At 67.2% G+C, this 13,847-nt stretch carries 14 protein-coding genes; 7 read left to right on the top strand and 7 right to left on the bottom strand.

Annotated elements, in window-relative coordinates:
- Positions 1 to 235: 235 nt before the first annotated feature.
- Positions 236 to 1,435 carry a ribosome small subunit-dependent GTPase A gene (rsgA, locus tag AC07YR_RS05830; protein ID WP_494733409.1) on the bottom strand — a complete coding sequence of 400 codons (1,200 nt, stop codon included), beginning with the start codon at positions 1,433 to 1,435 and terminating at the stop codon, positions 236 to 238.
- Positions 1,436 to 1,758: 323 nt separating this feature from the next.
- Between rsgA and AC07YR_RS05835 the strand changes: the two genes are divergently transcribed.
- Positions 1,759 to 2,820, top strand: coding sequence for a pirin family protein (locus AC07YR_RS05835; RefSeq protein ID WP_436058154.1), 1,062 nt, complete (start codon positions 1,759 to 1,761; stop codon positions 2,818 to 2,820).
- A 67-nt stretch (positions 2,821 to 2,887) separates the two neighbouring features.
- Here the strand turns inward: AC07YR_RS05835 and AC07YR_RS05840 are convergent, their stop codons facing one another.
- Positions 2,888 to 3,886, bottom strand: a complete 999-nt coding sequence (locus AC07YR_RS05840; protein ID WP_494733410.1) for an N-acetylglucosamine kinase — start codon at positions 3,884 to 3,886, stop codon at positions 2,888 to 2,890.
- A 36-nt stretch (positions 3,887 to 3,922) separates the two neighbouring features.
- Between AC07YR_RS05840 and AC07YR_RS05845 the strand changes: the two genes are divergently transcribed.
- The gene (locus AC07YR_RS05845; RefSeq protein WP_494733411.1) at positions 3,923 to 4,972 is read left to right on the top strand and encodes a nitronate monooxygenase; all 1,050 of its coding nucleotides are present in this window, start codon (positions 3,923 to 3,925) and stop codon (positions 4,970 to 4,972) included.
- A 75-nt stretch (positions 4,973 to 5,047) separates the two neighbouring features.
- Here AC07YR_RS05845 and AC07YR_RS05850 read toward each other — a convergent pair whose 3' ends face one another.
- Positions 5,048 to 6,031, bottom strand: a complete 984-nt coding sequence (locus AC07YR_RS05850; protein WP_494733412.1) for a LysR family transcriptional regulator — start codon at positions 6,029 to 6,031, stop codon at positions 5,048 to 5,050.
- Between the two features lie 97 nt (positions 6,032 to 6,128).
- Between AC07YR_RS05850 and AC07YR_RS05855 the strand changes: the two genes are divergently transcribed.
- A complete protein-coding gene (locus AC07YR_RS05855; RefSeq protein WP_436059342.1) occupies positions 6,129 to 7,418 on the top strand; it encodes an MFS transporter in 1,290 nt (429 codons plus the stop codon).
- Here the strand turns inward: AC07YR_RS05855 and AC07YR_RS05860 are convergent.
- Positions 7,415 to 8,578 (bottom strand): trans-sulfuration enzyme family protein, encoded by a 1,164-nt coding sequence (locus tag AC07YR_RS05860; protein ID WP_494733413.1) that lies wholly within the window; start codon positions 8,576 to 8,578, stop codon positions 7,415 to 7,417. The genes AC07YR_RS05855 and AC07YR_RS05860 overlap by 4 nt on opposite strands.
- Before the next feature lie 133 nt (positions 8,579 to 8,711).
- On the opposite strand from AC07YR_RS05860, the gene AC07YR_RS05865 reads away from it, so the two are divergent.
- A complete protein-coding gene (locus tag AC07YR_RS05865; protein ID WP_055796818.1) occupies positions 8,712 to 9,215 on the top strand; it encodes an Lrp/AsnC family transcriptional regulator in 504 nt (167 codons plus the stop codon).
- Positions 9,216 to 9,318: 103 nt separating this feature from the next.
- Here the strand turns inward: AC07YR_RS05865 and AC07YR_RS05870 are convergent, their stop codons facing one another.
- The 3 genes from AC07YR_RS05870 to AC07YR_RS05880 form a co-directional block, all read right to left on the bottom strand.
- Complete coding sequence (locus AC07YR_RS05870; protein ID WP_436058159.1) at positions 9,319 to 9,558, bottom strand: 2-nitropropane dioxygenase; 240 nt, start codon at positions 9,556 to 9,558, stop codon at positions 9,319 to 9,321.
- Positions 9,555 to 10,286 carry an ArsR/SmtB family transcription factor gene (locus tag AC07YR_RS05875; RefSeq protein ID WP_494733414.1) on the bottom strand — a complete coding sequence of 244 codons (732 nt, stop codon included), beginning with the start codon at positions 10,284 to 10,286 and terminating at the stop codon, positions 9,555 to 9,557. The genes AC07YR_RS05870 and AC07YR_RS05875 overlap by 4 nt, the downstream gene beginning before the upstream one ends.
- A 153-nt stretch (positions 10,287 to 10,439) precedes the next feature.
- Positions 10,440 to 11,681 carry an MFS transporter gene (locus AC07YR_RS05880; protein ID WP_436058161.1) on the bottom strand — a complete coding sequence of 414 codons (1,242 nt, stop codon included), beginning with the start codon at positions 11,679 to 11,681 and terminating at the stop codon, positions 10,440 to 10,442.
- Positions 11,682 to 11,859: 178 nt separating this feature from the next.
- Between AC07YR_RS05880 and AC07YR_RS05885 the strand changes: the two genes are divergently transcribed.
- Genes AC07YR_RS05885 through zapE form a run of 3 tightly spaced genes read left to right on the top strand, consistent with a single transcriptional unit; the run spans position 11,860 to position 13,847 of the window.
- The gene (locus AC07YR_RS05885; protein WP_436059343.1) at positions 11,860 to 12,354 is read left to right on the top strand and encodes an Lrp/AsnC family transcriptional regulator; all 495 of its coding nucleotides are present in this window, start codon (positions 11,860 to 11,862) and stop codon (positions 12,352 to 12,354) included.
- A 15-nt stretch (positions 12,355 to 12,369) separates the two neighbouring features.
- Positions 12,370 to 13,365: a magnesium/cobalt transporter CorA gene (corA, locus tag AC07YR_RS05890; protein WP_436058162.1), complete on the top strand. Its 996-nt coding sequence runs from the start codon at positions 12,370 to 12,372 to the stop codon at positions 13,363 to 13,365.
- Between the two features lie 11 nt (positions 13,366 to 13,376).
- Positions 13,377 to 13,847 carry an AFG1/ZapE family ATPase gene (gene zapE, locus AC07YR_RS05895; RefSeq protein WP_436058163.1) on the top strand — a complete coding sequence of 157 codons (471 nt, stop codon included), beginning with the start codon at positions 13,377 to 13,379 and terminating at the stop codon, positions 13,845 to 13,847.

A 13,847-nucleotide genomic window follows, 5' to 3' on the forward strand; every position in this document is an offset into this window, starting at 1 on the left:
CTAACTGTTGGCGGCAACATCGGACGGTCAGGCCAAAGATCATAAGGTTGCTGATATTCGGCTGTAAAGCAGGTAATACACAGCGTAACCAGCGGCCCGTTCAAAGTCAGCGGTGCCGCGGCTACCGTAAGCATTCGGTAACCTACGCCTTTTGGATGGGTGGCGGCGCCGGACTGTGATCCCGCCCTCAGTCCTCCCTGCCGCCACCCCTCCGCCACGGGTCATCCGGCGTGCGTCAACTGCGTTTCCGTTTACCCCGGTTTCCGTCCCCGCCAGCGCGGTCGCGGGCCAGTTCCTGCCCGTACCGCTCGGCTGCCCGTTGACTCTTGCCCGCCACCACTACCTTCTGGTGCCACTCCCGCTGGTAGGCCCGCCGGGCTGCCGCGTCGTGCCGGCGGTTAAGCGCCGCCAACTCGCGCTGGAGCTTGAGGTAGCTTTCCCACCGGCGCATCTCAAGGGCTCCGTCGGCGAGTGCTGCCTGAACAGCGCAACCCGGTTCCCGGTCGTGGGCGCAGTCGGCGAAGCGGCAGCGGCCGAACAGCCCTTCGAGGTCGCCGAACATCTCATCCATCCCGTCGTCCGCGTCGAAGAGCCCAAAGCCGCGGACGCCCGGGGTGTCCATCAGCACCGCTCCTCCCGGCAGCGGAACGAGCTCGCGCGCCGTGGTGGTGTGCCTGCCCTTGCCGTCGCCTGACCGTACCGGCCCGACGTCCTGGACGTGGTGCCCGGCAAGGGCGTTAATCAGCGTGGACTTTCCGGCACCCGAGGGTCCCAGCAGCACGAGCGTTCCGCCGGCCGGCACGTGTGCGAGCACTTCGTCGAGGCCGTCGCCCTGTTCCGCCGAGGTGGTGACCACAGCAACGCCTGCCGCCTGCAGGATGACTTTTCCGACGACGTCGTCCGCTATGTCGGCAAGATCTGCTTTGGTGATGATCACCAGCGGGGTGGCCCCCGAATCCCACGCCGCCACGAGCGTCCGCTCCAACCGGTTGTGGGTGAGGGGCCGGTCCACGGGGACCACCACTCCCACGACGTCTACGTTGGCACCAAGGACCTGTGCTTCCGATGACGCCTCGAAGGCGCGTTTGCGGCTCAGCGCCGACTCGCGGGGCAGCACACCGATGACCGCGGGCTCCCCTGCTGCGTTGGCACCGAGCCACACCCAGTCACCGGTCGCGGGCACCTCGCCGCGCGCCGGGTAGGGCAGGTGCCACAGCTCCGCTGCCGCTGCGACCAGCACCCTGTTCCGGTCCACGCGGACTACCCGCCCCGGTTCCTCCCCGCCGGGCATGGGATGGGCGTCAAAAAGTGCTGCCGTCCGGGCTGTGAAGCCGTAGTGCACGGGACCGGCCATCGGCGGAGTCGAGTTGGTGGTTGTTGGATTTTGTGTTGTTGAATCTTCTACGGTCAGCGTGTGACCTGGTGTTGTTTTCAATGGAAACCTCTGCTGAGGCCCCGTTGGCACAGACTCCGCTGCTTGATTCAGCCGTTGCGGGTCAGGACGTGCGTTTTTGCCGGGGCAGGAATAATGACATTGCTGGCGCACTGGGCGCGCAAGAATATTGCAGTCATCGTCTCCACCTCCCCGTTTCTGCCATGCCAACTGTCGAAGCCAGTCCGAAGCCGGTCCGTCCGCATCGCCGGACGCTTTCGCCGGCGGCGTTTCAAGGGTAAGCCGTCCGGCCAGAGATTGGCTAGGGGTTCCGGCTCCGAAGTCCGGCCTGCCCGTATTCTGCCCTTCAGCCTAGAGTTGATCCTGTGACGAACCTAGAAGTAAGCCCTAAGGAAGAACTGTGCCCGGCAGGACAGCCCGGAGGATCCGCCGGGACCGGGCCGTGCCTGCAGTTGTGGCCGGCCCGGGAAGTCCCGCTCGGCGGGGTCCGGGCCATGAACGTCCTCCGTACCCTTCCGCAGCGAGGCCTCCCCACGGTGGGTGCCTGGTGCTTCCTGGACAGTTTCGGTCCGGACCGTGTCGCCATGTCCGTGCTGCCGCACCCGCACACCGGCCTGCAGACCGTGACGTGGCCGCTCGCAGGCAACATCAGGCACCGTGACAGCGTGGGCAGCGACGTCATCGTGCGTCCGGGCGAGCTCAACATCATGACCGCGGGCCACGGGGTCTCCCACTCCGAGTTCGCTGTGCTGCCTGGCCGTGCGTCCGGCACCGGGTCGAACGACGGCGGGACGGCCGACGCCGGCATGGAACTGCCGCTGCAGCGGGGCCTCCAGTTGTGGGTGGCCCTTCCGGACGGCGAGCGCCACCGGGCCCCGGCATTCGAGCAGCACCGCGACCTCCCGGAAGTGGCCGGAGACGGTTTCACAGCAACAGTGATGGTGGGAAGCTTCGCCGGAGTGGAGTCGCCGGCCACGATGTATTCCCCGATCGTCGGCGCGGACATCTCCTGCGCCGGATCGCTCAGGCTGCCGCTGGACCCGGAGTTCGAGCACGCGGTGCTGGTGCTCGACGGCGGCATCACCCTCGACGGTCAGGATGTGCCGGCGGGCCCGCTAGGTTACCTAGGCACCGGCCGCAGCCTGCTGGAAATCGAGGCGGCCCCGGGCACGCGCTTCATCCTGCTGGGCGGGGAACCGTTCCAGGAGGAGCTGTTGATGTGGTGGAACTTCGTGGGCAGGACCCACGATGAAGTGGCCCAGGCGCGCCAGGACTGGGAGGACCAGGCAGATCTGGCGGACCAGGAATCCGAGGGTTCCCGGTTCGGGCTGGTCCATGGACACGGGCCGGATTCGGGAGCCGAGGCCGGGCGCATTCCTGCTCCCCCGTTGCCGGGCGTCCGGCTCCGGCCGCGCACCCGTTCCTGACCGGTTCTGTTCCCGGCAGGCACCCGTTCCTGACAACGGGCCCGCGCAAGGCACGAAGTCCCGAAGGCTAGCCTTGTTCGGCCACCAGGTGCAGGACTCCGAACACGGGATCCTGCTCCAGGACCCGGACATCGGTCACTCCCTCAGCGGCAAGGCTGCGCTTGAAGGACTCCTGAAGCCTCGCGACGTTCATGCCGAGCCCGCTGCCCAGGATCACCGGTCCCTTGATGCCCAGTTTCCGCAGAGCCTGGGCGGCCAGCCCGGCGAGATCCCGGCCTGCCTGTTCAACAAGCGCCTGACTGGGCGCGTGCCCCGCGTCCGCCGCCTCCACAACGAGGCGGGCCTGCTGCGCCCAGTAGCGGCGGCCCGTATCCGGCGAATGGAAAAGGGCAATGAGCTTGTTGGGGTCATCGATCGCGCAGGACTGCAGGAGTGCCGTGGTGAGTTCGTCGGGTTCCAGGCCCTGGTTCATGCGGCGGAGGCTGTGCCGGACCGCCTCGCGGCCCAGCCAGTAGCCGCTGCCTTCGTCCCCGAGCAGGTAACCCCAGCCGCCGGCACGGGCTTCCTCGCCGCGGGAATTCTTGCCCCAGGCCGCGGAGCCGGTGCCGGCAATGACGGCAACGCCGGTGCTCGCCCCGCCGGCGGCCAGCAGCAGCCGGGAGTCGTGGACCACCGTGATCTTCGCGCCGGGAACATGGGGAGCGATCAGGGCCGCAAGCGCGGCTGCGTCCTCGTCCGTGTCGATTCCGCCCGCCCCGGCGTAGACCTGCGCAACAGCCCCGCCGCCGATCTTGGCGAACAGCTCTGCCAGGTGACGTGCCGCTTCTTCGCGGCTGACATTCTGAACGTTTGAGCTGCCGACCGATTTATCGGCCACGGCCTGGCCGTTTTCGAAGCGGACGCCGCGCGTCTTGGTTCCGCCAATGTCCAGGCCGATCACGGCGCCGGGCACTGCGGCAGTCCCGCCGGCGGGACCCGCTACAGACGGCGCCGCGCCCGGCGCTGCCTGGAGCCCGCCGGTGGAAGGAACAGAATCCGTTGCTGCCAAGTTGTCAGAATTAGTCACGTGAACAGACTACTGAGTCGTTAGAGGGAGCAGGGCATGACGAGCGCCATTTTCGGTACACGGATCATTGCGGCGCCAATGGCCGGGGGCACATCGACGCCCCGGTTCGTGGAGTCCGTGCATCTGGCGGGCGGTGTGGGCTTCCTCGCGGCGGGTTACAAGACCGCGGCGGCGATGGAATCCGACATGCGCGAGGTCCGGTCCGCCGGGGCGTCTTTCGGCATGAACCTCTTCGTCCCCGACCGGTCCCAGCTCGATCCGCCCGCCGGCGTCCGGCGGCAGCTTGAGGACTACCGGCGGAGCCTCGAGACGGACGCCCGGCGCTACGGAGTAGCACTTCCCGGGCTGCGGCTCGACGACGATGATGCCTGGCAGGACAAGATCGACGCCCTGCTGGCGGATCCCGTGGAGTTTGTCAGCTTCACGTTCGGCCTCCCGGAACCGGCCGAAGTTCAGGCGCTCAAGCGTGCAGGGTCAACCCTGCTTGCCACTGTCACCAGCGCGGCCGAAGCACTGCTTGCCGTGGAGCGGGGAGCGGACATACTGGTGGTCCAGCACGGGAGCGCGGGCGGCCACAGCGGGGCCTTCCTGGCCCCGGCAGGTCCGACGGACTCCCATGGCCCCGCGACCACGGCTGAGCTGCTCACGGCGGTGCGCACCGCCGTCGACGTTCCCCTGGTGGCGGCCGGCGGGATCATGGATTCCGCCGGCGTCGACGCGGTGCTGGCCGCCGGCGCCACCGCGGTCCAGCTGGGCACGGCCTTTCTCCGCAGTGACGAAAGCGGTGCGCGCCAGCTTCACAAGGACGCCCTCGCCAGCCGCGATTTTAGCGGGACACGAATGACCCGTGCGTTCACCGGCAGGCAGGCGCGGGCCCTGGTTAATGCCTTCGTCCGGGACCACGGTGACGCACCGGAGGGATACCCTGCCATCCACCATCTCACCGCGCCGATCCGCGCGGCGGCGGCAGCAGCGGGCGATCCGGAGAGGCTGAACCTTTGGGCAGGAACCGGATGGCGGCAGGCGGCAGCCAGTCCGGTCCCGGTGATCATGGCCGGCCTGCTCGCGGGATCCTCGCTTTCCTGACCTTCCTGCACTTCGGGATCGCGTCCCCGCGGTGAAGTCAATGTGCGGCCTGCGCATCCACCAAGCCCGTGCCGGTCAGCCCTCCGAACGTGCCCGAATGAGTCCTGCCAGCAGTTCCGGGCCCTCGGTCAGGACCAGTTCCCGGAACAGCCTGACCTGGTCCGGTTCGGCCTCCTGGCCGCCTCGCCGTTCGCGCCACGCCAGCCCGATTTCACGGAACGCCAGTCCGGACTCCAATGGAACCTCAACCCAGCCGAGGTTGCCGGTGTGCGGGCTGACCGTCCGGCCCGGAGCCAGCCCGCCGGGCGGAAGGATGCTGACGCCCAGCCCTGCGGACACCAGCCCGCGGACGGTATGGGAATCCTGGCTTTCGAAGGCAATGCGCGGGCGGAACCCGGCTTCGCGGAACAGCGTGTCCGTCAGCGAGCGCATGCCGTAGCCGTGCCCCATCGCCACGAACGGGTCCTGTCTGATGTCCGCGAGCCGGGCGCTCTTCCGGCCGGCCAGAGGGTGTTCATGGTGCACCACCAGCCGCAGCGGCTCCCGGTACAGGGCGGCTGAGCCGACGCCCCGGCCCGCCGCGGCGACGGGTGCCGTCAGGGCAAGATCAGCGGTCCCGGCCGCGAGTTCGGCCAGGCAGCCGTCACGTGCCCCCTGGCTGAAGTCGAAGGCGGTCTGCGGGTGGCGTTGGCGGAAGGCATTGATCAGCAACGGCAGCGTCGCCTCGCCGAAGGTGTGCTGGAACGCGACCGAGATCCGGCCTCGCACCACCTCGGATTCGTGCCGCACCAGGTCCAGCCCGGTGCGGAACTCGTTGAGGGCCGCGTCGATGTAGGGCAGCAATGCCTTGGCCGCCGGCGTCAGCCGGACTCCCCTGCCGTCGCGGATCAGCAGTTCAGTGCCCACGACTGCGCTGGCGCGGGCGAGGGCCCGGCTGACGGTGGACTGCGGTATGCCGAGCAGTTCCGCTGTTTCAGTGACGTGCTGCGTCCGCCCCAGTTCGGACAGGACCGGAAGCAACGGCAGCAGCTGCGACAGCTGTTTGTGCTCGATGTCCATCGGGGCCTCCCAAAGACTGATCCGTTTTCAGTATCTATTCTATGTAAATCATGCATTGGAAGCATGCCATCAGCCGATTTAGGCTGGCATTATGCACATGCTGTCAACGCAGGACACGTCACAATCCGGGCCGTGGGCGGGCCACCCGAAAGGCTCGGCAGCCTACCGACGGCTGCTGGCGGCCCTGGCGTTCGCCGGGGTGGCAACTTTCGCACAGCTTTACTCCACCCAGGCTGTGCTGCCGATCATGGCCACGGACCTGCGGATCACGGCGGCCGAAGCGGCGCTCACCATCTCGCTGGCCACGGTGGGGCTCGCCATCACGGTCATCCCGTGGTCATTCCTGGCAGACCGGATCGGCCGCGTCCGGGCCATGACCCTGGGCATTTCGGCCGCGACCGTCCTTGGCCTGCTGGCTCCGCTGGCCGCCACCTTTCCCGTCCTCCTGGGCCTCAGATTGCTCGAAGGCATGGCACTGGGCGGGATACCGGCCATCGCGATTGCCTACCTGAACGAGGAGGTCCACAAGGCGCACGCCGCCCTCGCCGCCGGGACCTACGTCGCAGGAACCACGCTGGGCGGGCTGGCGGGACGGCTCGTTGCAGGTCCCGTGGGAGAGCTCTGGGGTTGGCGGGCGGCAGCATTGGCCGTGTCCGGCCTTGCCGCGGCCGCTGCCGTCCTGTTCCTGGTCCTGGTGCCCAAGGCCCGAGGCTTCACGCCCGCACGTGCCAGCGGGTTCCGCGGGGCGGCGAGGACGCTGGGCGGCCATCTGCGCAATCCCCGCCTGCTGGCCCTGTATGTGCAGGCGTTCCTGCTCATGGGCGGGTTCGTAGCGGTCTATAACTACCTCGGGTTCAGGTTGTCCGGCGACCCGTTCGGGCTGCCGGCCACCGTGATCAGCCTGATTTTCGTGGCGTACCTTTCCGGGACGGTGACCTCGCGGCTGGCCGGCGGGCTCACGCTGAAGTTCGGCCGCCGGACCATCCTGCTGGGCGGCATCCTGCTGATGGCCGCTGGTCTGGCGCTGACACTGACGCAGGTGCTGGTGCTGATCCTCGCCGGCCTGCTGGTGTTTACCGGAGGCTTCTTTGCGGCTCACAGCATCGGGGCAGGCTGGACCGGAGGAATCGCCACAACGGGCCGTGCGCAAGCTTCCTCCCTGTACAACCTGGCCTACTACCTTGGCTCCAGTGCCATCGGGTGGGCCGGCGGCCTGGTTTTCCAGTCGTTTGGCTGGACGGCGCTGGCCCTGACCGTCATCGGGCTGGCGTGCACGACGGCGGTGATCACCGCCGTCGTGCACCCAGCGTCCGGCCCCGGAGAGCAGGGCGCCGTACAGAGGGGCCCCGGGCAGCAGGGCCCCGGGGACGGGAAGCAGGCCGGCTAGCGCGTGCCCTCGATCGCCTGCACGAGGTCTTCGACTATGTCCGCGCCGTCCTCCAGCCCCACAGACAACCGGAGCAGGCTGGCATGGGGCTTCGCGTCGGAGGCAACGGGCCGGTGCGTCAGGCCGGCCGGATGCTGGATGAGGGTGTCGATGCCACCTAGCGACACGGCGTGGGTGATCATCCGGACCCCCGCCGGGATCCTCTCTGCGTGTTCGGCACTGCCCAGTTCAAACGCCAGCAGCGAACCTGGGCCCGACATCTGCGTCCCCACCAGGCCCATCGGGTCGCACTCCGGGAGCCCAGGGTAATAGACCGCCTTCACCAGTCCGTGCCCGGCAAGGGCTGCAGCAACCTTGTGTGCGGTTGCTTGCTGCGCCCGGACGCGTACCGGAAGTGTGGCCAGGCCGCGGTGCAGCAGGTAGGCCGGCCAGGGAGTCAGGATGCCGCCGGTCACCGCACGGACCTGGCGCAGCCTGGTGGTCCACTCCGGCGAAGCCGCCACCACCCCGCCCATGGCATCCCCGTGTCCGCCCAGGAACTTGGTGGCGCTGTGGAGCACCAGGGCGGCGCCGTGAGCCAGCGGCTGCTGGAGGACCGGGCTGGCGAAAGTGTTGTCCACCAGAACCGGGACGCCGTCAGCGTCACGGGCTAGCTGCGCAATGTCCACGAGCTCCAGGCTGGGGTTGGCGGGTGTCTCCACAATCACCAGTCCCGTATCCGGACGCAGTGCCGCGCGCACCCCGTCCGCCGTCGTGAACGTCACTTCGGTGCCGAGGAGGCCCGAAGCGAGGATGTGGTCGCTCCCGCCGTACAGGGGCCGGACCGCCACCACGTGCTTGTTTCCGGCAGCCACCGTTGCGAGGAGGACGGCCGACAGGGCCGCCATTCCGGTGGCGAAGGCCACCGCTTCCGGGGCGCCCTCGAGGAGGGCCACACCCTGCTCAAAGCGGGCTACGGTGGGGTTCCACAGGCGCTGGTAGACGGTGCTCTGGCCTTCCAGGTGCATCCCGCCGGTGGCCATTTGTTCGTACGCCTGCCCTCCGTCGTGGACTGAAGGAAGCGGTGCAGTTGTTGACAGGTCGATCGGCACGGCATGCACGCCTTGTTCGGTCAGGCCGCTCCGGCCTGCATGGACAGCCAGTGAATCGGGAGAAAGCACGGGACTCCTTTTGAATTATTCGCCATTGAATCCGGCAAGTATCTGGCAATAATTCGGAGTTTCACAGGCCAAACGAATGGAACTGTCGGAAACCGGAGTTTATGATGAACTCATAACACTTTGAGGAGGCGCTGTGAGTACCGGTGCGAAGAATATTCGGCTCGGGGCCGGAACCGAGCCGCTGGACGCCATCGACGAGCGGCTGCTGGCGGCCCTCGTGGACGACGCCCGGATCTCAAACAAGCAGCTGGCCGAGCTCGTGGGCATTGCCCCGTCCACGGCGCTCATGCGCACCCGAGCGCTGTCCGAACGCGGCATCATCCAGGGATTCGAAGCGAAACTGAGCCTGTCCGCCATCGGCAGGTCCGTCCAGGCCCTCATCGCTGTGCGGCTCCGCGCCCACGACCGCGAACAAATCGACCGGTTCACGTCAAGGGTGCCCCGGCTTCCGGCCGTGCTGTCCACCTTCCACACCTCGGGTTCGGTGGACTACCTGCTGCACATTGCTGTGGCGACCACTGAAGACCTGCGCGACTGGGTCCTGGACAACCTCGCAACCGATCCCGTGGTGGGCCACACCGAGACCACGCTGGTGTTCGAGCACATCCCGGGCAACCACGGGCCGCTGCCCGACTGAGCCGGCCCAGGTCCCCGGCGCCTGTCTCCGAGCGCCTGTTTTGGGGCCCCAGGTTCCCGGCGCCCGTCTCCGAGCGCCTGTTTTGCCGGCGCCGGCCTTGGCCTCAGTGCCAGATGTAGAGCCCGGAATGCGCGGCGCCCATGATGTCACTTCGCAGGACATCCAGCTGCTCCCGGCGGAGCGCTGCCTCGCGCTCATGGACTGCCCAGTCAGAGAGAATAACCCGCCGGCGTTCGGCCCAGCGGACCAGTGCGGCGCCCAACGCGGCCGCAGCCGACTCGACGACGGTGGGCCGGCGGTATGGGCCGCAGGCAGTTGTACCGGTGGCGGACAATGCGCTCATGGCACGTTCCTTTCAGGACTTGCTGGTTGTTGATTCCGTGAACTACGGCCGCGGCTGCCGGCCGATGCGGGAACGCCGAGGATGGGGAAGGCATTGAGATGAATTTGGACCGGGCGGGCGCCTTCCTGCTCGCCCTCGTTCCTGATGTCCTCCAGCAGGCGGTGGCCGAAGGCTTCCAGGGCGCCGGTGTACCTCGCCAGCTGGTCCGCCGTGAGCCTCGCATTTGCCGTGCTGATCAGGGCGGCGTGAAGCCATTCGGCGTCAAGGCTTTCGCTGCCGTGTGCCATGAAGTCCGCGAGGACGGCCTGCCTGCTGTGTTCAAACTCGCGGGTGACCAGCCGGGAGGCTTCCTCGGTCGCCGGGGACGTCGCCAACTCCGGCGACGTGATTTGGATGGCTCCGCGGGGGCGCTCCCACCAGCGCTCCCGTGCCGTGCCTTTGCCTTCCACTTCACGGACGAAGTCGTGCTTCGCCAGTTGGCGCAGGTGGTAGCTCGTGGACCCGCTGGACTCGTTGAGCAGTTCACCCAAGCTGCAGGCCGTCTGGGCACCGTAGCGGGAGAGCATCTCGAGTATCTGCACGCGCAATGGGTGCGCGAGTGCTTTCAGCGATGCGGTGTCGACGCGGCGAACCGGGAACGGTAGATCCTGCCCGGCCGGCAGGTCCGGATCCGTTGCGCCTTCAGCGGTGGTGGCTGCAGCTGATGCCGCATCGGGTGAACTCTTCATACCTCAAAACTACGCTTGCAAAGAAAGCTTTGCAAGGGTTTCTTTGCAACGAATCCTTTGCAAGCGTTCCTTTGCAACTATGCCATGCAGCGTCTGCCTGGCCGCGGACGCGTGGCACGGGGCCATTCAGGCCGGCGGGCGGACTGCTGCTGCTCAGGCCGGCTGGCGGACTGCAGCAGCCAGTGTCACGGCAGAGAGGGCGAAGGCCAGGACCGCGCAGAGCACCACGAAGCCGGCCACTGCCGCCTGCAGCCCGTAGGCCGCCGTCGCAAGTCCCAGCCCGATCACCGGGAGGGCGCTGCCGAGGTAGGTGATCACGTAAACGGTGCTGATGATCTGCGCATGGCGGGAGGCCTCCACTTTTCCGGCCACATCATTGAACACGGTCCGGAAGGCCACCCCCTGGCCAACACCCGCGGCGAGGCTCGCAGCAATGAGCAGCCACGGGCTGCTCCACGCGGCGGCAGCGGCAATCAGGAGCACCGACACCGCAAGGACCGCAAGGCCGGCAGGCACCACGTACTTCCCGCGCACGGCCAGGAGCTGGCTCACGGCCGAGGCACCAAGCGTCAACCCGGCAAGCACTCCAATGAGGGGACGCGAATCGGCGCCCACAATCTGGGCAAAGTAGCCCGGAGCCAGCGAAAGGCAAAAGCCGAAAACACTAAAGCTGAGGAAGCCGACGGCGGAGGCCAGCCAGAAGGCCCCCCGGGCTTCGCGCGAAACGGAAGGCCGCCGGGGTGCCAGGACCCTGAGTGGCTGCGGACCAGCAACGGACTTGATCGCCGGACGCGCCTTGAGGAGATAGAGGGGCACCAACATGGCGATGAGGACGAAGGAGTGAAGGTAGTACGGCGTGGACGTCGGTCCCGGCAGCAGCGACAGAATTCCGCCAATGGCCGGTCCGGCGGCAACTCCCCCGGCGGAGGCCAGCAGGGTGAACCGGGAGGCCCAGTCGGGGCGGGATGGCAGCAGTTCGCGCAGCGCCGCGGAACTCGCACCCGTGGCAAGGGCCACGGCGACGCCTTGGAGGGCACGTCCGGCGGACAGCGCGACAAGGCTGTCCGCGTTGGCAAACACCACTCCGCCGGCCAGCCCGATGATCACCGCGAGGAGCAGCGCTGCCCGGCGGCCGATGTGATCGGACCAGTGCCCGGCCAGCATAAGGGTGGACACCAGCGCCAGGACATACGCCGCAAAAGCCACGGTAATTCCAAAGGACCCAAGACCCAGGTTCGCCTGGATCAGCGGGTACAGCGGGGTCGCAAGGTTCGCGCCAACGAGGAGCGTAAAAATCACGACGCCGGCCATCACCAGCCTCGCTGTGGTGGAAGCGTCCCATGCCCGGCTTCCGGCTGTGGCCGGACGCATGCGGAGTTCGCTGAAGACAGTCATGTGCGTGCCCTTGCCTGCAGTGCCGGCGCCGGTCTGCTCCTTGTGGGAACGGCCGCGCGCCGGGCCAAAGAATTGATAACTACAGAATGGGGCACGCATGACCCAGACAACCAACATTCGTGCCAAGATTGATCAAAATAGTCAATGATGCCTTGTAAACGTGAACCGGAGTGACCATTTGAACAGCCTGGACAACACGGACCTGAAAATCCTGCTGGAACTGATCCGTGATCCCCGGGTCCAGATCGGCGAACTCAGCGAATCCCTGGGCATCGCCCGCAACACGGCGCAGTCGCGGGTCCGCCGGATGCTCCGTTCCGGCCTTCTACACGACGGCGGACGGGAAATTGACCTCGAGGCGGTGGGGTACGACGTCGTCGCCTTCGTGACGATCGAAGTCAGCCACCGGGAACTCGACGGTGTCGTGGGCGCTTTGCGCCTCCTGCCGCAAGTCCTGGAAGTCCATGAGATCTCGGGGCGCGGCGACGTCTGGTGCCGCGTGGTGGCGACAGATACCCACAACCTGCAAACGGCCCTGCGCTCCATCCTCAGGATCAAGGGCGTCATCCGTACGGAAACCGTCCTCGCCCTGCACACCCACATCCCCTACCGGACGGAGCCGCTCATCAGCCGGCTCGCCCAGGGCGGGGCGGAGGCCTCCACACGCAAGTGACTGGGATAATGGCTCGTGACCATCATCGACAACGCTGTGTACGTCAACGGCCGCCGCACCGCAGAGCCGCATAACCTTGAGCAGACCTTTGAGACCCTTGCGGATCACGGCGGCATGGCCTGGATCGGACTCTACCGGCCCACCGAGGCCGAGATGTCCTCCGTGGCACGGGAATTTGGACTCCACCTGCTCGCGGTGGAGGATGCCATCTCGGCCCACCAGCGGCCCAAGCTGGAGCGCTACGACGACGTCCTCTTCACCGTGCTCCGCCCGGCGCGGTACCTCGACGACACCGAAACGGTGGAATTCGGCGAACTCCACGTCTTCACGGGCAAGAACTTCGTGGTCACGGTCCGGCACGCCGAAACGGCCGGAGTGGCTCAGGTACGGCGGCGGCTGGAAGACCGGCCGGATTTGCTGCGGCACGGTCCGGAAGCCGTGCTCTACGCCCTGATGGACCAGGTGGTGGACGACTACGTCCCCGTCGTAGCAGGACTCGAAAACGACATCGACGAAATCGAGGACCAGCTCTTCAGCGGGGACTCCGCCGTCTCCCGCCGCATCTATGAACTCGCCCGGGAAGTCATCCAGTTCCAGCGGGCCATCCATCCGCTCCCGGAAATGATGCAGCTGCTGAAGCGCGGGTTCGACAAATACGACGTGGACACGGACCTGCAGCACCATCTCCGCGACGTTGAAGACCACGTGGAACGGCTCATTTCCCGCGCAGATTCCTTCCGTGACATCCTCCAGAACGCCCTGACCCTGGATGGAACCCTGACCGCCAACAGGCAGAACGAGGCGAGCGCCGAGCAGAACGAACAGGTCAAGAAAATTTCCTCCTGGGCCGCCATCTTCTTCGCCCCGTCCTTCGTGGCAGGGGTTTACGGAATGAATTTCGACCACATGCCAGAACTGCACTGGGCCTTCGGCTACCCCCTGGCGATCGTCATGATGGCGGCAACCGCAGGGCTCATGTACACCATTTTCAAACGGAAGGGCTGGCTCTAGGAGCCGCGGGTATGTCCGATCCAGCAGTTGGAAGCGAGCCGCGGGTGCGCCCCGGCCGCGTCCTCGTTCCGGGCACCGCCAAGCAGTTGGGCGCCGTCGGGCTGTTTGTCCCCGCCCCTGGCCAGCAGCGGACCCTGGAGGTTTCCGGGCACCCGCTGGCCGTAAAAAGCGCTGAGGGTGGCCTGCTGTGGATCGGCTTCCGGCACCTTACCGGCACGCCGGTTGCCGCCGGGGATTTCGCCGCCCTGGCCGCCCGCTACCCGGAATGGGTAATTGACGGTGTCCCGGCGCCGCCCGCCCCCGCCGGGTCGCCGGAGTGGCAGCAGTTCCTGGACGTGGTGGAATTGCTGTTCGACGCGGACGTCACGCTGTTCCTCATCGGTGCGGCGCTGCCGCCGTTCAGCGCCGGGAGCCCCTTGTCCCGGCTCCTCCGCGCCGAGTCGGACGAACAGATGGCGGAAGAATTTACGTCCGGCAGCTAA

Source organism: Arthrobacter sp. GW460-12-1-14-TSB2 (assembly GCF_059423525.1).

What these genes read in the sequence shown, in the direction of transcription:
- AC07YR_RS05845 (WP_494733411.1), top strand. Translation starts at nt 3,923, where the DNA reads ATGACGAGCGCCATTTTCGGTACACGGATCATTGCGGCGCCAATGGCC.
- AC07YR_RS05850 (WP_494733412.1), bottom strand. Translation starts at nt 6,031, where the DNA reads ATGGACATCGAGCACAAACAGCTGTCGCAGCTGCTGCCGTTGCTTCCG.
- AC07YR_RS05855 (WP_436059342.1), top strand. Translation starts at nt 6,129, where the DNA reads ATGCTGTCAACGCAGGACACGTCACAATCCGGGCCGTGGGCGGGCCAC.
- AC07YR_RS05870 (WP_436058159.1), bottom strand. Translation starts at nt 9,558, where the DNA reads ATGAGCGCATTGTCCGCCACCGGTACAACTGCCTGCGGCCCATACCGC.
- AC07YR_RS05875 (WP_494733414.1), bottom strand. Translation starts at nt 10,286, where the DNA reads ATGAAGAGTTCACCCGATGCGGCATCAGCTGCAGCCACCACCGCTGAA.
- AC07YR_RS05880 (WP_436058161.1), bottom strand. Translation starts at nt 11,681, where the DNA reads ATGACTGTCTTCAGCGAACTCCGCATGCGTCCGGCCACAGCCGGAAGC.
- zapE (WP_436058163.1), top strand. Translation starts at nt 13,377, where the DNA reads ATGTCCGATCCAGCAGTTGGAAGCGAGCCGCGGGTGCGCCCCGGCCGC.